Annotated in this window: 18 protein-coding genes; 6 read left to right on the top strand and 12 right to left on the bottom strand. The window is 62.6% G+C overall.

The features are described 5' to 3' along the window. Positions 1-235 precede the first annotated feature (235 nt). From H7U37_RS11635 to H7U37_RS11625, 3 genes are all read left to right on the top strand, one after another. Complete coding sequence (locus tag H7U37_RS11635) at positions 236-1183, top strand: CPBP family intramembrane glutamic endopeptidase (RefSeq protein WP_204875873.1); 948 nt, start codon at positions 236-238, stop codon at positions 1181-1183. A gap of 81 nt (positions 1184-1264) precedes the next feature. Then, positions 1265-2071, top strand: a complete 807-nt coding sequence (locus tag H7U37_RS11630; protein WP_204875872.1) for a M55 family metallopeptidase — start codon at positions 1265-1267, stop codon at positions 2069-2071. Positions 2072-2104: 33 nt separating this feature from the next. Then, entirely contained in the window at positions 2105-3001 is an 897-nt protein-coding gene (locus H7U37_RS11625; RefSeq protein WP_243413599.1) for an NYN domain-containing protein, read from the top strand. A 47-nt stretch (positions 3002-3048) separates the two neighbouring features. On the opposite strand, the gene H7U37_RS11620 is transcribed toward H7U37_RS11625, so the two are convergent. The 9 genes from H7U37_RS11620 to H7U37_RS11580 all read right to left on the bottom strand — a co-directional run bounded on the left by H7U37_RS11620 (position 3049) and on the right by H7U37_RS11580 (position 12974). Further along, complete coding sequence (locus H7U37_RS11620; protein ID WP_204875867.1) at positions 3049-3867, bottom strand: SH3 domain-containing C40 family peptidase; 819 nt, start codon at positions 3865-3867, stop codon at positions 3049-3051. Positions 3868-3897: 30 nt separating this feature from the next. Then, positions 3898-4689, bottom strand: a complete 792-nt coding sequence (locus tag H7U37_RS11615; RefSeq protein ID WP_204875865.1) for a serine hydrolase — start codon at positions 4687-4689, stop codon at positions 3898-3900. Further along, complete coding sequence (locus H7U37_RS11610; protein ID WP_204875864.1) at positions 4682-5623, bottom strand: S66 peptidase family protein; 942 nt, start codon at positions 5621-5623, stop codon at positions 4682-4684. The genes H7U37_RS11615 and H7U37_RS11610 overlap by 8 nt, the downstream gene beginning before the upstream one ends. A gap of 115 nt (positions 5624-5738) precedes the next feature. Then, on the bottom strand, positions 5739-6662 hold the full coding sequence (locus H7U37_RS11605) for an ATP-binding cassette domain-containing protein (protein WP_204875862.1): 924 nt from the start codon (positions 6660-6662) through the stop codon (positions 5739-5741). Beyond that, positions 6655-7698, bottom strand: a complete 1044-nt coding sequence (locus tag H7U37_RS11600) for an ABC transporter ATP-binding protein (protein WP_204875858.1) — start codon at positions 7696-7698, stop codon at positions 6655-6657. Before H7U37_RS11600 ends, H7U37_RS11605 begins: the two co-directional genes overlap by 8 nt. Positions 7699-7710: 12 nt before the next feature. Then, positions 7711-8706 carry an ABC transporter permease gene (locus tag H7U37_RS11595; protein WP_204875856.1) on the bottom strand — a complete coding sequence of 332 codons (996 nt, stop codon included), beginning with the start codon at positions 8704-8706 and terminating at the stop codon, positions 7711-7713. Continuing rightward, the gene (locus H7U37_RS11590) at positions 8706-9656 is read right to left on the bottom strand and encodes an ABC transporter permease (protein WP_204875854.1); all 951 of its coding nucleotides are present in this window, start codon (positions 9654-9656) and stop codon (positions 8706-8708) included. Before H7U37_RS11590 ends, H7U37_RS11595 begins: the two co-directional genes overlap by 1 nt. Before the next feature lie 165 nt (positions 9657-9821). Next, positions 9822-11798 carry a peptide ABC transporter substrate-binding protein gene (locus H7U37_RS11585; protein WP_338049828.1) on the bottom strand — a complete coding sequence of 659 codons (1977 nt, stop codon included), beginning with the start codon at positions 11796-11798 and terminating at the stop codon, positions 9822-9824. An 87-nt stretch (positions 11799-11885) separates the two neighbouring features. Beyond that, positions 11886-12974, bottom strand: coding sequence for a dipeptide epimerase (locus H7U37_RS11580; RefSeq protein WP_204875852.1), 1089 nt, complete (start codon positions 12972-12974; stop codon positions 11886-11888). A gap of 242 nt (positions 12975-13216) precedes the next feature. On the opposite strand from H7U37_RS11580, the gene H7U37_RS11575 reads away from it, so the two are divergent. The 3 genes from H7U37_RS11575 (at position 13217) to H7U37_RS11565 (ending at position 16419) form a co-directional block, all read left to right on the top strand. Further along, complete coding sequence (locus H7U37_RS11575; protein WP_204875850.1) at positions 13217-14212, top strand: helix-turn-helix transcriptional regulator; 996 nt, start codon at positions 13217-13219, stop codon at positions 14210-14212. Positions 14213-14273: 61 nt separating this feature from the next. Next, the gene (locus H7U37_RS11570; RefSeq protein ID WP_204875848.1) at positions 14274-15083 is read left to right on the top strand and encodes a histidinol-phosphatase HisJ family protein; all 810 of its coding nucleotides are present in this window, start codon (positions 14274-14276) and stop codon (positions 15081-15083) included. A 115-nt stretch (positions 15084-15198) separates the two neighbouring features. Continuing rightward, positions 15199-16419 (top strand): phosphotransferase, encoded by a 1221-nt coding sequence (locus H7U37_RS11565; RefSeq protein ID WP_204875846.1) that lies wholly within the window; start codon positions 15199-15201, stop codon positions 16417-16419. 152 nt (positions 16420-16571) lie between these two features. Here the strand turns inward: H7U37_RS11565 and hpf are convergent, their stop codons facing one another. The 3 genes from hpf to H7U37_RS11550 all read right to left on the bottom strand — a co-directional run. Continuing rightward, positions 16572-17117: a ribosome hibernation-promoting factor, HPF/YfiA family gene (gene hpf / locus H7U37_RS11560; RefSeq protein WP_204875844.1), complete on the bottom strand. Its 546-nt coding sequence runs from the start codon at positions 17115-17117 to the stop codon at positions 16572-16574. 153 nt (positions 17118-17270) lie between these two features. Further along, positions 17271-19400: a sodium-translocating pyrophosphatase gene (locus H7U37_RS11555; RefSeq protein WP_204875842.1), complete on the bottom strand. Its 2130-nt coding sequence runs from the start codon at positions 19398-19400 to the stop codon at positions 17271-17273. 266 nt (positions 19401-19666) lie between these two features. Continuing rightward, positions 19667-20178: hypothetical protein (locus tag H7U37_RS11550; protein WP_204875840.1), on the bottom strand; the 512-nt coding region annotated here is incomplete at its 5' end.

Raw genomic sequence — 20178 nt, 5'->3', positions numbered from 1 at the left:
TGGCCCCCTCTCGTCAAGTTGTTGTGTCGCAACTCAACTTTAACCGATGAGGCCCTATCCTTCATCCTTTTTTATTCAACTGTCCAACATGTATTGTACTCCTACAGAAGGCGCGGCTTGTCAATATGTAGCCCTCTTGCCCAACGGCCGCCGGACTGGTATACTAAGAGACGGAGAACTGAGCAAAGCCATGGGAGACAGGGAGTTTCCCCTTCCGCGGCGGAGAGGAGGGACCATGGAGAAAAATTTTTGCGACCCCATGTGGGCCTGGCGGAGGGAGCAGCGCCGCCGGTGCAGCCGGATGGCGTGGGCGCTGGTGGTCTATGTGCTCTCCTCCAACTGCGCCCAGGTCGTGCTGTCGGTGCCGCTGATGCTCCTGAGGCTGAACGAAGGGGAGCAGCAGGTGGGCCTGTGGCTGGTTTCGGCGGTCTCCAGCTACGGCGTGGCCTTTCCGCTCTTTGCCCTGATGCTGCGGGATCTGCCGCCGCCGCCCCTCCGCCGCCCGCCCAGGACGCTGGATTTTGGGGAAATGCTGGAGTGGGGGAGCCTCTCCTTCGCGGTGCTGTACGGGTCCAATCTGGCCACGCTGCTGGTCCTCAAGGGCATCGAGCTGCTGATGGGCCGGCCGGTGAGCAATCCGGTGGAGGAGATGCTGGATTTTCCCTGGATCTGCACCTTTTTGATGGTGTGTGTGCTGGCCCCCATTTTTGAGGAGCTGATGTTCCGCAAATACCTGCTGCGCCGTTTGCTGCCCTGGGGGGAGCGCTTCGCGGTGACCGCCACCGCCCTTTGCTTCGCGCTGCTCCACGGGAACTTGTCCCAGATGTTTTACGCTTTCTGTGTGGGGCTGGTTCTGGGCAAGCTGGCGGTGTATACCGGGAATATATGGCAAAATATGGCGATCCACAGCGCGGTCAATCTCCTGGGCAGCGGGCTGCTGATGGAGACGCCGTGGGAACCCGTCGGCAATCTGGCCGCTGTGGTCATCCTGGGGGCGCTGATTCTGGGAATCGTGGTGGCCTTGACCCGGCGGGGATGGTTCCGCCTGGAAGAGACCGGATACGTCACCGATCCGCAGGAAAATCCCATTCCACAGCGGGAAAAGTGGAAGTTTTTCCTCTTGAATCCGGGAATGGCGGTTTATCTGCTGCTGGTGGCGGGATTGGTGGTCTATTTGCTCTGAAAGCGTTTTGCAGGAAAAGCGTTTGGTGAGATCCAAAAGAGACACAGAGATAGTTTGTACGGAAAAGAGAGGAGAACAGCCATGAATGTGTTTATCAGCGCTGACATTGAGGGAACCTGCGGCATTGCCGACTGGTGCGAGACCGAGCGGTCCACCCCCTATGACTATAATTACTTCCGCAAGCAGATGACCCTGGAGGTCAAGGCCGCCTGTGAGGGGGCCCTTGCCGGCGGCGCGGACGCCATCCTGGTCAAGGACGCCCACGATTCGGCCCGCAATCTGGACCCGGCCCAGTTGCCCGAGGCCGCCCGGGTGCTGCGGGGCTGGAGCGGCGACCCGCTGAGCATGATGAGCGGTCTGGATCAGGACGGCTATGACGCCGTGTTCTGTACCGGCTACCACGCCTGGGCCTCCTGCGGCGGCAACCCCCTGTCCCACACCATGAACCTGAAAAACGACATCGTGGTCCTCAACGGCGTGCGGATGAGCGAATTCCTCATGAACGCCTATACCGCCGCCTACTATCAGGTGCCGGTGGCCTTCCTGACGGGGGACAAGGCCCTGTGCGACTTCGCAAAAGAGCTCATTCCCAATATCACCACCGTAGCCGTCAACGAGGGCCGGGGGGGCAGCGTGGTGTCCATGCACCCCGACGCCGCCCTCCGCGCCATTAAGGAGGGGGCCAAAAAGGCGGTGAAAAACGCCAAAAAGTGCTATCTCACCCTGCCGGACCACTTTGACGTGACCATCCGCTTCCGGGAGCACAAGCGGGCCTATGACCGGCATTTTTACCCCGGCGCCACCCTGGAGGACGAGAAAAACGTGCGCTTCACCAGCGACGATTGGTACGAGATGCTGCGCTTTTTCCACTTTGTCCTCAGCGACTGACGCCCTATCTCATTCAGAAAGGAGCGCTGCTCTTTGGAGAACAACAGCAACGACCTGCGTCTGGCGGTCCTCATCGACGCCGACAACGCCCCCCGTACCGCCATCAAGGAGGTCATGGCCGAGGTGGCGGTCTACGGCACCCCCACCATCAAGCGCATTTACGGCGACTGGACCAGCCCCAATATGTCCACCTGGAAGCCGCTGCTGCTGGAAAACGCCCTGACCCCCATCCAGCAATATGCCTATACCACCGGCAAAAACGCCACCGACTCGGCGATGATTATTGACGCCATGGACATTCTCTATTCCGGCCGGGTGGACGGCTTCGTGCTGGTGTCCAGTGACAGCGACTTTACCCGCCTGGCCACCCGGCTGCGGGAGGCGGGGATGAAGGTTTACGGCATGGGGGAGCGAAAAACGCCCGGCCCCTTTATCGTGGCCTGCGATAAGTTCGTCTACATCGAAGTCATCCGTGCCGCCGGGGAGAAGGCCAGACAGGCGGCCCGGGAGGCGGCCCGCGCCGCGGAGGCGGAGCGCGCCCGGCAGAAGGCGGAGCAGGAGCGGCAGGAACGGGAGCGGCAGGAGCAGGAGAAGGCCGACGCCACCAAGAAGCGCCGCAAAAAACCGGAGCCCGTCCCCAAGCCGGAGCCGCCCAAGGCGGAGAACAGCGAGCCGCTGGTGCCGGAGGATATTGTGGAGCTGCTGGCCGACTCGGTGGAGGATCTGGCCGACGAGGAGGGCTACGCCTTCATGGGGGAGCTGGGCAATCTCCTAGTCAAGAAGCAGCCAGACTTTGACCCCCGCAACTTCGGTTTTTCCAAGCTGACCAAGCTCTTCAAGGCTCTGGACCGGTTTGAGATCGACGTCCGTTCCACCAACCTGCCCAACGTCAAGCATATCTTTGTTCGGGACAAAGAGCGGAAATATTAAAAAAATCCGTTTCCCTTCTGCTTTGGGAGGGAAACGGATTTTTTTGCTCAGAAGATGGAGCCGGCGGCGGTCATGCCCTTGTCCAGGTCCTCCCGGTAGTCGGGGCGGCTGGGGTCCAGGCTGTTGATGACCACGCCGTCGCTGCCGTTGCGGGCGGTGGAGTGGATGTAGCGGCCGTCCCCCAGGTAGAGGGCCACATGGCCGGGGAAGAAGAGAAGGTCGCCGGTTTTGATTTGACTGCGGGGGATCTCGTGGACGGGGAAGCCCTCCACGATGTGGGCGTCCCGGTAGATGGCGACGCCGTTGAGGAGATAGGCCATGGACACCAGACCGGAGCAGTCGATGCCCAGGGGGGTTTTACCCCCCCAGCGATAGTGGGCGCCCAGGTAGGTTTTGGCGGTCTGGGCCACGGCGGCGCGGAAGGTCTCCTCATCGTCTGAGCTGGGGGCGGTGTGGTACGGGCCCAAAAAACCGGTTTTGGTGTACCCCTCCCGGCCGTCGGGCAGGGCCACCCGCTGCCAGCCGTTGTCATCCGGTCTACCAATGGGAGCGAGCAGATCGCCCCGGGTCACCGTCTCCACACACCAGCTCTGCACCGTGGGTGCGGACAGCACGTCGCACACCCCCCGCAGCACCACCTGCTTGGGGAGGGCTTCCCACCAGTGGACCTGTCCCTCCCCGAAGAGAAGCCCCTCCATGGGGGCCCAGCCCTCGTAGCGGTAGGGGGTGCGGATGCGGTACCAGCCGGTGCCGCTCTCCTCCAGCACCTCCACCGTCATGCCCAGCAGCGCCTCGTCCGCCAGCTCGCTCTGGAGATGGGGCCGGGATTTTAAGGGGCAGATGGGACTTTGGATCAGCGCTTTCATAACAACACCTCGTAATATAAGAAAATAAAATTACCCATAAAAATCACAAATGCGGCGGGCGAGTTTCCCCAAAAAGCGGGCCTGCTCCGGCTGACCGTCCAGCGACGGGCCGTCCCAGGTGAAGCACCCCAGATAGTAGGGGCGCTTCGGGCTGAGAAAAAGCCCGGCGTCGTGGTGGACATGATCCAGTCCGCCGGTCTTGTGGGCCACGGTGACCGGGCCGTTGAGATAGCGGAGGAAGGCGTCCTGGCACCGCTGGCGGAGCAGGGTATCCAAGGCAAAGACCCAGGGGCCCTCCTGGCTGTGGGCCCGCTCGTAGAGCCCGGCGTAAAGGACGTATTGGTCCCGGGCGGTGGTCACGTTGTCCCGTCCCGCGGCCTGGGCGGCAAAGTCCAGCATTTTGCGCCGGAGTTGGGTGTGGGACGCCCCCCAGCGGCGGCAAAGGCCGTTGACCGCCTCCATGCCCACCAGGTCAATGAGTACGTTGGTAGCGGTGTTGTCGCTCACCGTAATCATCCAGTAGAGGAGTTCCAGAAGCGGGTAGGTCTCCCTCCGGTTTTCATCCTCAAAGACGGTGGTGTCGGGCAAAATGGCGGAATCGGGCACCGCAACGGGCTGTTGGAGCTGAAAAGCGTCCCGCTGGACGGCCTCCATCACGGTGAGGAGGATAGGGAGCTTGATGGTGGAGGCCGAGGTGACCACCGCGTCCGGCTGGAAGGCGTGGAGGACAGTTCCGCTTTCCAGGTCGGTCATCAGCAGGGAGACCTGACCGGGGAAGGCGTCGATCTCGTGGGAAAGCCACTGGTCCAGCGTGTTATCCACCGTAATCGCCTCCCTTGTGGACAGTTAAGACGCCCCTGTCGGCGTCCAGGGTGACCGTCTCGCCCAAAGGCAGGGAGAGGGTGGGCAGCACATGGCCGCAGGGCAGGCCGGCCAGCACAGGCTTTCCGGCGGGGACGATGAGCTCCCGGAAAATCTCCGCCAGGGTGAGGGTTTTCTCGGGGTATTCGGGTACGCAGTCGGTCCAGGCCCCCAGCACCACCCCGGCGCAGGCGTCGAATTTGCCGGCGTTGCGCAGCTGGGTGAGCATACTGTCAATGCGGTAGGTTTTCTCGCCGATGTCCTCCAAAAAGAGGATTTTATTGGTGGTGTCGATCTCCCAGGGGGTGCCCAGGGAGGCGGCCAGCAGCGAGAGGTTGCCGCCGCACAGCCGTCCGGTGGCGCAGCCGCCGGAGAGGGTCTCACAGTGGTGGGCGCCCTCCGGGAGAGGAAGGGTGCCGGTTAGGGCGCCGAAGAGGGCGCGGCGCAGCTCTCCCATGGTGAAGGGGTCCACCGGTTCATAGTACTCGGTGGAGGGCATGGGGGTGTGGTAGGTCACCAGGCCGCACCGCTGCTGAAAGGCGGTGTGGAGGGCGGTCACATCGCTGTAACCGGAAAAATATTTGGGGTTGGCGCGGATCAGGTCATAGTCCAGCAGGGGGAGGATGCGGTGGGCGCCGTAGCCGCCCCGGATAGAGAGAACGCCGTCGATGGACGGGTCGGCAAAGGCGGCGTTGATGTCATGGGCACGCTGGCGGTCATCGGCGGCCAGGTAGCCGTGGCGGTTGGCAAAATAGCAGGAGGGGTAGGGGACCGGCTCCAGACCCAGAGCCCGGACGGCCTCCAGCGCCGGTTCCAGCCGGTCCTCCGGTACGGCGGAGGAGGCGCACACCAGCGCCGCCCGCGCCCCGGGAAAAAGCGGTTTGGGGGTTATCATCTCTTCTCCTTCTTTCTTTCGAGAAAGAAAGAAGCAAAGAAAGCTTCCATCTTTCCCCACAAAATCGGTGAGAAAACCGGGGCAAGCCACGTCTACCGCCCCGGTTCTCTATCTTTTATCTTTTATCTCTTATCTTCTCCAGCTCTTCCTGGTTTGCAAGGAGGAAGTGTCCCGGCTCCACCTCCACCCAGGCGGGCGGATCGTTTTCGTAGTGGTGCATGGACGGGTCGTAGACCAGGAGTTTTTTCTGCTTTTCGGCGATGGGGTCGGGCATGGGAATGGCCGAAAGGAGGGCCTGAGTGTAGGGGTGGAGGGGATTGGCGAAGAGCTGTTCGCTCTCGGCCAGCTCCACCAGCTCCCCCTTGTGGATGACGGCGATGCGGTCGCAGATGAAGCGCACCACGGAGAGGTCGTGGGCGATGAAAAGATAGGTGAGACCCCGCTCCTTTTGCAGCTGGCTCATCAGGTTGAGTACCTGGGCCCGGATGGACACGTCCAGGGCAGAGATGGGCTCGTCGGCGATGATGAAATCCGGGTCCATAATGAGGGCGCGGGCGATGCCGATGCGCTGGCGCTGGCCGCCGGAGAACTCGTGGGGGAAGCGGCTGGCGAACTCAGGCAGCAGGCCCACGTCGGAGAGGGCTTTGGCCACCTTTTCCCGCCGCTCCTCCTCCTTGAGGTGACGGCCGTAGAGGCCCTCGGAGACGATGTAGTCCACCTTGGCCCGCTCGTTGAGGGAGGCCATGGGGTCCTGGAAAATCATCTGGATCTGCCGGGTGACGGTGCGGTCCAGGGCGGCGCTGATGCGGCCGTTGATTTTCTGGCCCCGGTAGCGGATCTCGCCGCCGGAGGTGGGGTGGATGCGGATGATGGCCCGGCCGATGGTGGTCTTGCCCGAGCCGGACTCCCCCACCAGGCCGAAGGTCTCGCCCTCGAAGATGTCGAAGGAGACCCCCTTTACCGCCCGGAAGGGGTGGCGGCGGGAGCCGAAGGTGACCTCCAGGTTGTTCACTTCCAGTAGCTTTTTACGTTCAGACATACGGGTTCACCCCCTGTTTCCGCAGCTGCCGGATGTGCTCCGGCGGTTCCACCTTGGGCGCTCTGGGGTCCAGCAGCCAGGTGCGGGCCCGGTGGGAAGGCGTCACGTCAAAGTAGGGCGGACGCTCCACAAAGTCGATCTTCAGGGCCTGGGGATTGCGGGGGGCGAAGGCGTCGCCCTTGACCTCCTGGAAGAGGTTGGGGGGCGTGCCGGCGATGGAGTAGAGGGGCTGACCTTTTACGCCCAGCTGGGGCAGGGAGGAGAGGAGGGCCCAGGTGTAGGGGTGCCGGGGGTCGTAAAAGACCTCCTCACACCGGCCGATCTCCACGATGTCGCCGGCGTACATGACGGCGATGCGGTCGGCCACGTTGGCCACCACCCCCAGGTCATGGGTGATGTAGATGGTGGTGAGATCGTATTTTTTCTGCAATTCCCGGATGAGCTGTAAAATCTGGGCCTGGATGGTCACATCCAGGGCGGTGGTGGGCTCGTCGCAGATGAGGATCTTGGGACGGCAGGCCACCGCGATGGCGATGACCACCCGCTGGCGCATGCCGCCGGAGAATTCGTGGGGATACTGGCGGTACCGGCGCTGTGGGTCGTCGATGCCCACCTCTTCCAGCACCTCCAGCACGGCCTGCCTGGCCTGCTGGCCTTTCAGACCCTGGTGGAGCACCACCGCCTCCTCGATCTGGGCGCCGATGGTTTTCAGGGGGTTGAGGGAGGTCATGGGGTCCTGCATGACCATAGCGATCTCCCGGCCCCGGATGGCCCGCCAGTCCTTGTCGGATTTGAGCTGGGTCAGCTCCTGGCCCTCATAGCGGATGGAGCCGCCGGTAATGGAGCCGTTGGCGTCCAGCAGGCCCATAAAGGTCTTGGTAAAGACGCTTTTGCCCGAGCCGGACTCGCCCACAATGGCCAGGGACTCCCCCCGGTACACATCCAGGGAGATGCCCCGGATGGCGTGGAGGGTCTGGCCCCGGAGGGTGAATTTCACGTCCAGGTCATGGACGGATAGGATGATATCTTCAGCCATCGTATGACCTCCTCAATTGACGTGATTTTTCGGGTCGGCGGCGTCGGCGAAGGCGTTGCCCACCACATAGAACGAGATGGTGACGATAGACAGAATGAGCACCGGGAGGAAGAGCTGATAGTTCAGGGTCGGCTCATTGATAAAGGTCTGGCCGGAATTGATGAGGTTGCCCAGGGTGGGCACCTCCAAAGGCACGCCAAGGCCGATGTAGGTGATGAAAACCTCGTTTCCGATGGCGGCGGGAATGGCCAGGGCCATGCGGAGGGTGAGGATGCTCACCAGATAGGGGAGCAGGTTTTTCAACATGATGCGCCAGGCGGGGGTGCCCAGACAGCGGGAGGCCAGGTTGTAGTCCCGGTCCCGGATGATGACCACCTGATTGCGCACAAAGCGGGCGGTGGCCAGCCAGGAGGTGAGGCACATGGCGAAGATCATGGTGGACACGCCGGGCCGGAGGATGTAGGAGATGATGATGACCACCAGGGTCTGGGGGACGTTGTCAAAGACGTTGTAAAGCTCCGTGAGGAGGAAGTCCAGCTTGCGGACGTAGCCCCACAGTACTCCCACGATGACGCCCATCACCACTTCCACCAGGGCCACCGAAAAGCCGATGAACAGGGAGGTGCGGGTGCCCGACCAGATCTGGCTCCACAGGTCCTGGCCGATGGAGTTGGTGCCGAACCAGTACTGGGCGCAGGGGGCCAGGTTGGTATCCCCCTTGTAAATGGTGTTGGCCTCGGGAGCGTAGGGGAGCAGGGGCTCAATGATGGTAAAGACCACCATGCCCACCAGCAAAACCAGGAAAAACACCGCCACCGGGTTGTGGAAAAAGGCCCGGAGGGTGGAGCCCCAGTAGGAGTAGTTGGTATAGGAGCCCCGCTCACCGGCGGAGGGGTCATAGGGCGCGGGCTCAAAGTACTCCTCCGGCTTGTAGTCCCGGGAGAGGGTCTTGCCGACCGATTGGCTGAGCGCCTCGGTTTTGCGGTCTTTGTAGCGCAGAGAAGGCATCAGCGGGCCCCTCCTTTCTTTCCGAAGGTGATGCGCGGGTCCACCAGGGCCATGAGGATATCGCCCACCAGCAAGCCCAGAATGCTGATGGCGGCGTAGAAGAGGACCAGCGCCTGGACCACGGTGTTGTCCTGCCGCTGGATGACGGTGACCAGCAGTCCGCCCATACCGGGGATGGAGTAGAGGCTCTCCACATAGAGGGAGCCCATGAGGGTGAGGATCACCGAGGTGGGGATAAACTGGACCAGGGGGACAAAGGCGTTGCGGAAGATATGCTTTCTGGAGATGTCGGCGGCGGGCACGCCCTTGGCCCGGGCCAAACGGACATAGTCCTTGTTGGATTCGTCCACCATATACCGCCGCAGCCACATGGCGTAGTAGGCGATGTTGCCCAGGGCCAGGGAGAGGACCGGCAGAATGAGGGTGACCGGCTGGTCCATACTCACCCGCAGGGGCATATGAAGCACTGAGGTACCGAAAAACTGGATGACCAGATAGTAAATGGCGGCGGGGACGGCCTGGATGAGCACCACAAAGGCGGTGCCCAGCTTATCGCCGATTTTCAGGCGGGTGCGGGTGGAGCGGGCCATTAAAATACCCAATGGCAGGCCCACCGCCAGGGCGATGCACAGGGAGGTGAGGCCGATGCTCATGGAGACGGGGATCTTTTCGGCGATGATCTCCAGGACGGGGACATTGCGGTGGTACTTGTTGGACACGCCCAGGTCCCCCTGCAAAAGCCCCTTGTAAAAATTCAGGAGCTGCACCGGCAGCGGCTGATCCAGCCCCAGCTTCTGGAGGCCCAGCTCCACCTGGGTGCTGGTCATTTTTTCATAGTTTTGAAAATAACCCTCCACAGGCATCAGGCGCAGCAGAGAGAAAACGATGGTGATGATGATAAACAGGGTGAGCAGGGAGCGCAGCAGGCGTTTGAGGATGTATTTCGCCATGAGTGAGCCTCCTTTTTGGAGAAAATAGATGGACGGCGGCGCGGCGGCCATACGTCACCGGCCTCGCGGAAGCCGGTCAGGCACGGCAGCCCCGCCCGCCGGAGGGAGAAAAAACGGTCCCGGAGTCCCGGCAGACGGGACTCCGGGACCGTTGCAGGTCTGGTCTTACTGAGCTTCGGCAGCGGCCAGGGCAGCGTCGCGGTCAGTGAGCCACTGGGTATAGAGCTGGGTATACTCGTCCATGCTCATGGGCTCCTCGCGCAGCTTCTGGAACTTGAAGCGCTGGAGCGCCAGGCCATAGGGGGCGTACTCCGCCTCAAAGATGTTCAGGCGGGTGGCCACATAGCCGGAGTTGGAGATGGAGAAGGGGATCACAAAGGCGTGCTCGATGAGGAAGGCCTCGGCCTCGGCAAAGGCGGTGTAGCGGGCTTCCTCGTCGGTGGTGATGGCCTTGGCGGCCTCCACCAGGTCGTAATACTGATCCACCAGCGCCTGGGTCTCGGGGCTCTTGTTGGTGCAGGTCTGCTGGCCGATCTCGTAGTCGTCGTCGGTGGCCATGAAGTTATAGCTGTTTTCCTGCTCCTTGAAGGGGTCGGTCCAGGTCTGGGGATCGGCGTAGTCGGCGCCCCAGTTGCACTTCATGAAGCCGTAGTCGCCGGCGCGGCGGACGGTGGACAGGAAGTTGGTGGCGGGACCGGCCTCCACCACCACGTCGATGTAGTCGGTGCCCAGCAGGCCCTCCAGCTGCTGCTCGATGACCTGGCACTCCTTGTCCCAGTTGGTGGTGTCGGGGTTATAGCGCATGTACATCTGGATGGGGAAGGTGGCGCCGGCGGCGGTCAGCTCCTCCACGGCCTTTTCCTTATAGGCCAGGGCGTCGGCCTCATTGAAGCTGTCCCCGTCGGAGATGGCCTGGAGGGCGGGATACTGGGTGTAATCCACGCCGGCGGCGGAGGCGAAGGTGGCGGGGGTGATGGTGTTGTTGAGCAGATCCTCCGGGTTCTCCGGCTCCACCACCTCCAGGGCGTTGACCCGGTCCAGGGCGTGGAAGATGGACTGGCGGAAATTCTCGTTGTTCACGGCCAGCAGCCAGTTATCCGGGTCCAGGGACTCGTCGAACCGGGGCTCGAAGTTGAAGCAGAAGAAATAGGAGTAGGACACGTTGGGCCGGCTGGAGCAGACCATCTGGGACTTTTCGCTGTCGCTGAGCCAGGCGGAGAGGATGCTGGCGTTGATCTCGGCGTAATCCACCTCGCCGCGGACGAAGGACTCGGGGCCCAGCTGGCTGGCGGAGGTGTTGTACAGGAAGTCGATCTCGTCGATAAAGACGTTATCCTTGTCCCAGTAGGTGGGGTTCTTGGTGAGGATGCGCTGGCTCTGGGGCTGGAAGTCGCTCATGATGTAAGCGCCGTTATAGAGGACGGAGTAGTTGTCCACACCGAAGTTTTCCCCCTGCTCCTCCAGGAAGGGGCCGTACACCGGCATATAGCTGGCGTAGGAGAGGACGGAGGGGAAGTAGGTGCAGGGCTGCTCCATGGTGTACACCAGGGTGTAGTCGTCCTGGGCGGTGACGCCCACGTCGTCAAAGCTGACCTCGGCCACCGGCTCGATGGGGTTGCCGTCGGCGTCGGCGGTGAGGGTGCCGCCCTCGCTCTCCAGGAGGTAGGCGGTGTAGTCAAAGTAAGCGCTGGCGTTCTTGACGATGCCGTCATACATGTAATAGGTGCTGGAGTTGTTGGCCGCGTCGCAGACATACTGGGCGGCGGACACCCAGTCGTTGGCAGTCACGTCGGCCACCTCGTTGCCGTCGGCGTCCATCCACTTGACGCCCTGGCGGATGTGGAAGGTCCACTGGGTGTAGTCGTCGTTGTGCTCCCAGCTCTCGGCCAGGGAGGGCTGCATCACGCCGTACTGGTCGTACTCCACCAGGCAGTCCACCATGTTGGCGCACATCTGATGGTCATTGGTGTTGCCGGTGTAGAGGTAGTTGAGGGTCTCCACCTCGCTGGCGTAGAGCTGCCGGTAGACCGATTTGCCGGCGGTATCGCCGTCGTTGTTGTCATCGGCTGGAGCGCAGGAGGCCAGGGGGAGGACCATGGACAGGGCCAGGCCCAGGGCAAGCAGTTTCTTTCCTCGTTTCACACACTTCTCCTTCTTTCCGTTTTGATGTGGACGGATGAGCACGTCCGTCCCTATATAAGCGCCCGCAGGCGGCTATATACCAGTGCCTCAGGACCAGTGATCGCAGGGGACGGAGGTGATGCCGATGCCGGGGGCGTCGGTCATGGAGACAGTGGGGCCGTCAAAGATAGGACCGCCCTCAAAGGGGTCCACGGCGCACAGGGAGGGGCCGTCCAGGTCGGCCCGGGTGATGATCCCCTTGCCGCAGCACAGGTGGGCGGCGGCGGAGACGGCCAGCTTGCTTTCCAGCATACAGCCGATCATGCAGGAGACGCCCGACAGCTCGGCCACGGCGCACAGCTTCAAAGCCTCGTGGATGCCGCCGGTCTTCATGAGCTTGATGTTGATGAGGTCGGCGCCGTGCCGGCGGATAAGCTCCACGGCGTCGGCGGGGGAGAACACGCTCTCGTCGGCCAGAATGGGGGTCCGTACCCGCTCGGTCACATAGACCATGCCGTCAATGTCGTGGGCGGAGACCGGCTGTTCCACCAGGTCGATGTCCAGCCCCTTGTCCTCCAGGGCGGAGATGATGGCCACCGATTCTTTGGCGGTCCAGCCCTGGTTGGCGTCCACCCGGAGGGCTACATTGGGTCCCACGGCGGCGCGGATGGCGGCGATGCGTTCCACATCGGCCAGGCCCTCCTTGCCCACCTTGATTTTTAGGATAGAGAAGCCCTTGGACACGGCGTCCAGCGCATCGGCCACCATCTCGTCCACGGGGTTGACCGAGATGGTGAGATCGGTCTCAAAAGAGGAGCGGGCGCCGCCCAGCAGCCGGTAAAGGGGGGCGTTCCACCGTTTGGCCCACAGATCGTAGAGGGCCATATCCACCGCCGCCTTGGCGGAGGTATTTTTCACCATGCAGCGGGAGAGGGCCGCCATATTGCCCTCTAAATCCTCCACGTCCCGGCCCAGCAGGGCGGGACGGATAAAGTCCCGGATGGCGCAGGTGATGGAGCCGATGGTGTCGCCGGTAATGACGGCGGTGGGGGGCGCTTCGCCGTAGCCTACGGCGCCGTCGTCGGACAGCACCCGGACCACCACGTCCTCCACCCGATCCACGGTGCGCAGCGCCGTTTTGAAGGGACGGGCCAGAGGCAGGGAAATCCTGCCCACCTGAATGTCCTGGATGACCATAGGGGATGCCTCCCAAGCTTCCGGCGTACCGGAAAAAAATTTGGAAACAGAGAGGTTCCGACCCCTCCCGGAGGAGAAGCGTCGAAACCTGATATTTCTGAAATTGTAGCACGGATCGCTGCCTTTGTAAAGTGCTGCCTTGCCAAAGTGAACATGGGCATAGAAGAAAATGGGGTCCTTTTTATGGTACTTTATCTATGCTATACTATCATCAGACAAAAGGCAGAGAGGGGGACGGGCTTATGGCGAAGGGAGCCCATCAGAAAGGGAAGGTGCTGCGGCTCTGTCAGCTGCTGCTGGAGCGGAGCGACGAGGAGCACCCCATTTCCACCCAGGCGCTGATCCAGGCGCTGGAGGGGTGGGACATTCACGCCGAGCGCAAGAGCATTTATGCCGATATGGAGACGTTGCGGGAGCAGGGGCTGGACGTGCAGCACCGGCGGGGGCGGGACGGCGGCTGGTTCATCGGCCAGCGGACCTTCCAGCTGCCCGAGCTGAAGCTGCTGGTGGACGCGGTGCAGTCCAGCCGGTTCATCACCTCCCGGAAGAGCAGCGCCCTCATCCACAAGCTGGAGTCTCTGGCCAGCGTCCACCAGGCCAGGCAGCTCCAGCGGCAGGTGTACGACACCGGCCGGGCCAAAAGCCTCAACGAGCGGGTCTATTACAGCATTGATAAGCTTCACACCGCCCTTTCTTCGGGGAAAGCGGTGTCCTTCCGGTATTTTGAATACAACGTGAAAAAAGAACGGGTTTTTCGGAGAGGGGGAAGGCGGTATACCGTCTCGCCCTACGGCCTCATCTGGGACAGCTCCAACTACTATCTGGCGGGCTACGACCACCAGAAGAAGGAGCTGCGCCACTACCGGGTGGACCGGATGGAGGACCTGGCCCTCACCGGTCTCCCTCTGGAGGGCCGGGAGGCGCTGGGCACGCTGGATCTGGCCTCTTACAGCCAGCGGCATTTCGGCATGTTCGGCGGCCGGACCGCCCAGCTCTCCCTGCGCTGCCGCAACAGTATGGTGGGCGTGGTGCTGGACCGCTTCGGCCAGGAGAGCATCCTGGTGCCCGACGGACCGGAGCATTTTGTGGTCACGGTGGAGGCGGTGTTCAGCACCCAGATGATGGGCTGGCTCTTCGGCCTGGGGACGGCGGTGGAGCTGCGGAGCCCGGCGTGGGCGGTGGCGGAATACCGCGGCCAGCTGTCCAAGGTTTTGGGGCAATATCAGGCCGACCCATGACAGAACGCGGAAATTGTGGTACACTAAGGGGGAAGTTTTGACGGAAGAGGACGAGTAAGCTATGTATTGGACCGATTACCATATGCACACCAACTGCTCCAGCGACAGCCGGGCCACCCTGGAGCAGCAGGCGGAGGCGGCATACCGGGCGGGGATCGCGGAGCTGTGCGTCACCGACCACTGGAACCTGCTGGACCAGCAGGCCAACCCCCTGCCCCATCACTATGACTGGGCCATCTCCATGGCCAACTGGCGGAGAGCCCGGGAGCGCTTTACCGGCCGGGTGGAGATCCGCCTGGGCATAGAGGTGGGCAACGGCGTTTTGGACTCGGCGGCCGTGGACCGTTCGCTGGAGCTGCCGGAGCTGGATTTTGTCATCGGCTCCCTTCACAACCAGAGCGCCGCCGCCGGCGGGAGAGGGATTTTTACCGTGGCCAGGGGCTGCAAGACCCGGGCGGACTGCGTGGCCCTGCTGGAGGACTATATGGACACCCTGGACGCGCTGACGGATACGGCGGGATTTGACGTGCTGGGCCACATCATTTATCCCCTGCGCTACCTGCCGCCCCAGTATGAACTGGACCTGAAGCCCTGGTGGGACCGGCTGGCCCATATGCTGCAAAAGGTCATCCGCTCCGGCCGTGGCATCGAGCTCAACACCACCCAGGGCGAGACGGTGGAGCAGTGGAGCGGCCTTCTGCGGCTCTACCGGGATCTGGGCGGTGAGATCCTTACCCTGGGCTCCGACGCCCACCGCCCCCAGGTGGTGGGGGCCGCCATTCCCCAGGCGGGCGCGCTGGCCCAGGCGGCGGGCTTCCGCTATATCGCCGCCTACCGCAGACGGACCCCAACCTTTATAAAGCTGGACTGACCGGCAAAAAAAGACATCACCGGGACAAAACTGTATCTGGTATTCACGGTCTCCTTTCGCTATACTTTTCTTGTGGCAATTTGCACAGAGAAAGGCGGGGGAGACCGTGCTTCTTTTGGATAAGAATAACTTGGAATCCTACCTGCGCAGCCGGTATCCCCAGTGGGTGCCCGCCGGCCGGCTGCGGATCTCCCGCATCGGCGAAAGCGAGGAGGACACGGCGGGCCTCATCAACTATCTCTTTCGCGTCACCGGAGAGGACCGGTCCCTCATCGTCAAGCAGGGGCGGGAGGATATCCTGGCCAGCGCCGGCCGGTCGGACGTGGAATGCCGTCTGCCCACCACCCGCAACTGGCTGGAATACCTGTCCCTCCGGCTGCGGGGCGCCATTGCGCCCGACTATGTGCCAAAGGTATATGCCGCCGACCGGGAAAACAATGTCTTTCTCATGGAGGACGTGTCCTATCTGAAGCTGTGCCGCCGGGAGCTGGCCCAGGGACACAGTTATCCCCAGCTGGGGCGGCAGTGTGCCCGCTTCATCGCGGCGGTCAACTTTTATACCTCGGAATTTTATCTGGAGACCGATACCTTCCGGCGTCTGGCCTGCTTTTTTACCAATACCGAGATGCGCCGGGTTATGGAGCAGTGGGTGTTCCTCCGCCGCTCCCCCTTTGACGACGGACCCAAAGCCGCGCCCCTCCGCCGCATTCTGGAGGAGACCCCGGAGATCATGGCCGAGACTTATCACCTGCTCCATAAATTCATGTCCACCCCGGAGTCTCTCGTCCATGCCGACATCCACACCAGCAATATTTTCCTGGACCGGGAGCGGATGAAGGTCATCGACATGGAGTACACCTTTGCCGGTCCCTGCTGCTATGATGTATCCTATCTGCTGGCCAGCCTGGTTTCCCAGTACGCCGCGGCCCAGATGCGCACCTTTGGCGCGCCGGACGGCGGGGAGGGGTACCGCCGGTATCTGCTGGCTGCCATCGGCGAGCTGCTGGACGGATTTTTGGAGGAATTTTCCGCCCTGTGGGAGAAAGACGCCAAGGAGATGTACAAACGCTGCCCGGCCTATCGGGAGAAGCTGCTCAGCGGTTTTCTCCCAGACATTGCGGGCTATGCGGCCATGCCGATTTTGTGCATCTGCCTCACCGGCATGAGCACGGTAACGGAGTTTGCCGCGATTTCCGGCGAGGACAAGCGGGAGCAGGCGGTGCGGCTCTACTTTCTCATGGGCTGCCGCCTGCTGCTGGAGCGGGAGAGGATGCATACCACGGAGGATGTCCTCCGGCTGCTGGCCGAGACGGCGGTGGAAGGCGCAAAGCGGTAAAACGTAGGGGCGACCCTTGTGGTCGCCCGCGTTTATGCAGAGCGTCTGTTTTTTGACAAAAAGAAGCGGGGTCAGGAACCTTTTCAAGGTCCTGACCCCGCTTTTATGCTTGGTAAAGGTGTCAACCTCCCTCAGAGAGGGAGAACAAAGGCTCAGCCCTCGTCCTCAATGAGGCCGTAGCCGCCGTCGTTGCGCTGATAGACCACCGAGAACGCGCCGTCGGCGTCGGTGTTCTTAAAGGCAAAGAAGGAGTGGCCCAGCAGATTCATCTGGAGGATGGCCTCTTCCACGGTCATGGGCTTGATGGGGAACTTCTTGGTACGGACGATCTTGAACTCGTCCTCTTCCACCTCGGGCACGAAGGAGGAGACTTCGTCGGCGTCCACGCTGCGGGTAAAGGCGTCCTGGCGCAGGCGCTTGGCCAGACGGGCCTTATTTTTGCGGATCTGCCGTTCCACGGAGGCCACGGAGGCGTCGATGGTGGCGAACATATCGGAGGTGCTTTCGGCCACGCGGATGATGGTGCCGCCGGAGCGGACGGTGAGTTCCACGTTGTTGCGGCCCTTTTCCACACTGAAGACAACGGTCGCCTCCGCGTCCGACTTGAAATAGCGATCCAGCTTGCCCACTTTCTTCTCGGCATAGGCGTGGACCTTGTTGGGGAGGGTGACCTTTTTGTCGGTAAACACGAACTTCATAGATGTCAGCTCCTTCCGCCCTCGGGGGAGGGCATTTCTCGTTGCGGACGGGGGAACGTCCGCCGGCGGGGGAGAGGCCCCTGCCATACCTCTATTATAACACATGCACGAAAAAAGGAAAGCGTTTTCCGTACGAAATTTACAATTTGTACATCACCCCAGGAAGAAGGGGGAGAGGGTGATGACCAGACCGGAGAAAACGATGGACACGGTGGACATCAGCTTGATGAGGATATTGAGGGAGGGTCCGGAGGTGTCTTTAAAGGGGTCGCCCACCGTGTCGCCGATGACGGCGGCCTTGTGGCATTCGGAGCCCTTGCCGCCGTGGCTGCCGCCCTCGATGTACTTTTTGGCGTTGTCCCAGGCGCCGCCGGCGTTGGACATAAAGACGGCCATCAGAAAGCCGGTCACCGTCACGCCGCACAAAAGGCCCACCACCGCCTCCACTCCCAAAAAGATACCGGTCAGGACCGGCACCGTCACCGCCAGCAGGGAGGGGAGGACCATCTCATGGAGGGCGCCCTTGGTGCACAGATCCACACAGGCGGCGTAATCAGGCTGGGCGGAGCCGTCCATGATGCCGGTGATTTCGCGGAATTGCCGGCGGACCTCCTGAACGATGGCCTGGGCGGCCGTCTGCACGCCGCTCATGGTCATGGCGGCAAAGAGGAAGGTGAGCATGGCGCCGATAAAAAGACCTACCAGCACCGCCGGATTGGTGAGGGACAGATCCAGCGTACCGGGGACCCGGACCTTGACCACGTCCACGTAGGAGACCAGCAGGGCCAGGGCGGTGAGAGCGGCCGAGCCGATGGCAAAGCCCTTGCCGGTGGCGGCGGTGGTGTTGCCCAGGGAGTCCAGGGCGTCGGTGCGGTCCCGCACTTCTTCGCCCAAACCGCTCATTTCCGCGATGCCGCCGGCGTTGTCGGCCACGGGACCGTAGGCGTCGGTGGCCAGGGTGATGCCCAGGGTGGACAGCATTCCGACGGCAGCCACGCCGATGCCGTACAGACCCCGGTCAAAGCGGAGGGCGTAGTCGGCCGCGTCGGTGGAGAGGGTGCCGCCGGCGGCCAGGAAGGAGAGAATAATGGCCGCGCCCACGATGAGCACCGGCGCGGCGGTGGATTTCATCCCCAGAGAGAGGCCGCCGATGACGGTGGTGCCAGCGCCGGTCTCGGTGGCGTCGGCCAGATTGCGGGTGGGGGCGTAGCTGGCGGAGGTATAGCGCTCGGTGAAGTAGCCGATGGCGCAGCCGGCGGCCAGACCGGCCAGAATGGCCAGATAAACGCCAATATGCTCCAGACCCAGGATAAAATAGGTGAGGGGGGCGGCTAAAATGGCGGAGAGAAGGGCGGCGGAGTAGGTGCCCCGCCGGAGGGTGCCCAGGAGGGCCCGCTGTCCGGTGTTTTCCTTGGTGCGGATGAGGAAGGAGCCGGCGATGGAGCACAGCACCCCCACCACGGCGATGGCCAGAGGGAGGAGCATGGCGTTCCAGGCCAGATCCTCCCCGCTGTACGCCGAGGCCCCCAGGGCGAAGGCGGCCAGGATGGAGCCCACATAGGACTCATAGAGATCAGCCCCCATCCCGGCCACGTCGCCCACATTGTCCCCCACGTTGTCGGCGATGGTGGCGGGGTTGCGGGGGTCGTCCTCGGGAATGCCGGCCTCCACCTTGCCCACCAGGTCGGCCCCCACGTCGGCGGCCTTGGTGAAGATGCCGCCGCCCACCCGGGCAAAGAGGGCCATAAAGGAGGCGCCCATGCCGAACATGACCATGGTGTGGGCGATGGTCTGGGCGTCCAGCCCGGCCCCGTAGCGCAGCACATGGAACCAGATGGAGATGTCCAAGAGACCCAGCCCCACCACGGTAAAGCCCATCACCGCGCCGGAGGCAAAGGCCACCTTCAAGCCCTGGTTGAGGCTCTCATGGGCGGCGTTGGCGGTGCGGACGTTGGCGGCGGTGGCGATGCGCATCCCCACAAAGCCGGACAGGGCCGACCAGCAGCCGCCGGTGACAAAGGCGAAGGGGATGAACCAGCTGTCCAGCCGGCCGAAGGCCGCCAGAAGGAGCAGCAGGGCAAAGACCACCGCGAAGATGCGGGCCACGGTGCGGTACTGCCGCCGGAGGTAGGCATTTGCGCCCTTGCGGATGGCGGCGGCAATCTGTGCCATCTGCGGGGTGCCTTCAGAGAAGCGGAGCACCTTGCGCCTTTGCCGGAAGGCAAAGGCAAGAGCAGCTAAGGCGCCTGCCAATCCGATCCAAAAACAGCTCTGCGCGTTCATCGTTCCATCTCCTTTACACATTGAATACACGGGCAGGAGGGGCGAGAGACGCAAAAAGGTGCAGGCCGTTTCACCCGGAGGGGCGCGGGTCCGGGAGGAACGGCGGCGCGAAGCTGCGCCCTGAACAGTCTCCTGAGGTCCCTGAAAAACTTCCTGCACGATCAATTCTATTGTAACCCAAAGCGGAAACGGGGACAAGGGAATTTTATGACGAAAATCATAAAAAACGCGGGGGGCAGGACAGAACGTCCCACCCCCCTGATGGGTCAGGCTTTGAGGAAAAAGAGGGTAAAGCCGCCGTCGCTGCCCGCGCCCACCGAGGCGGCACGGGTACAGAGATCGGCGCAGAAATCGGCGTTTGGGCCGGTGCAGGAGAAGCGGGCGTAGCCCTCGCCGCAGGGGAAAACGATGGAATAGACGTCGCCTTTGCGCCAGGTGGCCAGAGACACGCCGCCGTACTGGGTCTCCTGCCAGCCGCCCTCCTCCGGGAGGGGAGAGGCGGGGGTAAGGGCGAGGGTAAAGGAGGTCTCCCCGTTGACGCCGGTGATGCGGGCGGAGAGGAACCGGTCCTCCGCGTCATAGAGCGCCGTCCCGTCCACGCCGAAGCCCACCCAGTTGAGCATCCAGGGCACCTCATCCGGGCTGCCCAGGGCGATGAGGATGTCCCGCTCGGTCAGGGCGCGGGTATGTCCCGGCAGGTACAGGGAGGCGGAGCCGGGGGTCTGGATGGCGCCGTCCTCCCATTGGGGGAAGGAGAGGGCGGGGAGCATAAAGGAGC

This window comes from Pseudoflavonifractor phocaeensis, from assembly GCF_016901735.1.
GTDB lineage: Bacteria > Bacillota > Clostridia > Oscillospirales > Oscillospiraceae > Pseudoflavonifractor_A.
The sequence above is the reverse complement of the archived record's forward strand: the minus strand, read 5'-3'. Positions and strand labels throughout refer to the sequence as shown.

What these genes read in the sequence shown, in the direction of transcription:
- H7U37_RS11635 (WP_204875873.1), top strand. Translation starts at nt 236, where the DNA reads ATGGAGAAAAATTTTTGCGACCCCATGTGGGCCTGGCGGAGGGAGCAG.
- H7U37_RS11630 (WP_204875872.1), top strand. Translation starts at nt 1,265, where the DNA reads ATGAATGTGTTTATCAGCGCTGACATTGAGGGAACCTGCGGCATTGCC.
- H7U37_RS11620 (WP_204875867.1), bottom strand. Translation starts at nt 3,867, where the DNA reads ATGAAAGCGCTGATCCAAAGTCCCATCTGCCCCTTAAAATCCCGGCCC.
- H7U37_RS11610 (WP_204875864.1), bottom strand. Translation starts at nt 5,623, where the DNA reads ATGATAACCCCCAAACCGCTTTTTCCCGGGGCGCGGGCGGCGCTGGTG.
- H7U37_RS11605 (WP_204875862.1), bottom strand. Translation starts at nt 6,662, where the DNA reads ATGTCTGAACGTAAAAAGCTACTGGAAGTGAACAACCTGGAGGTCACC.
- H7U37_RS11600 (WP_204875858.1), bottom strand. Translation starts at nt 7,698, where the DNA reads ATGGCTGAAGATATCATCCTATCCGTCCATGACCTGGACGTGAAATTC.
- H7U37_RS11595 (WP_204875856.1), bottom strand. Translation starts at nt 8,706, where the DNA reads ATGCCTTCTCTGCGCTACAAAGACCGCAAAACCGAGGCGCTCAGCCAA.
- H7U37_RS11590 (WP_204875854.1), bottom strand. Translation starts at nt 9,656, where the DNA reads ATGGCGAAATACATCCTCAAACGCCTGCTGCGCTCCCTGCTCACCCTG.
- H7U37_RS11580 (WP_204875852.1), bottom strand. Translation starts at nt 12,974, where the DNA reads ATGGTCATCCAGGACATTCAGGTGGGCAGGATTTCCCTGCCTCTGGCC.
- H7U37_RS11575 (WP_204875850.1), top strand. Translation starts at nt 13,217, where the DNA reads ATGGCGAAGGGAGCCCATCAGAAAGGGAAGGTGCTGCGGCTCTGTCAG.
- H7U37_RS11570 (WP_204875848.1), top strand. Translation starts at nt 14,274, where the DNA reads ATGTATTGGACCGATTACCATATGCACACCAACTGCTCCAGCGACAGC.
- hpf (WP_204875844.1), bottom strand. Translation starts at nt 17,117, where the DNA reads ATGAAGTTCGTGTTTACCGACAAAAAGGTCACCCTCCCCAACAAGGTC.
- H7U37_RS11555 (WP_204875842.1), bottom strand. Translation starts at nt 19,400, where the DNA reads ATGAACGCGCAGAGCTGTTTTTGGATCGGATTGGCAGGCGCCTTAGCT.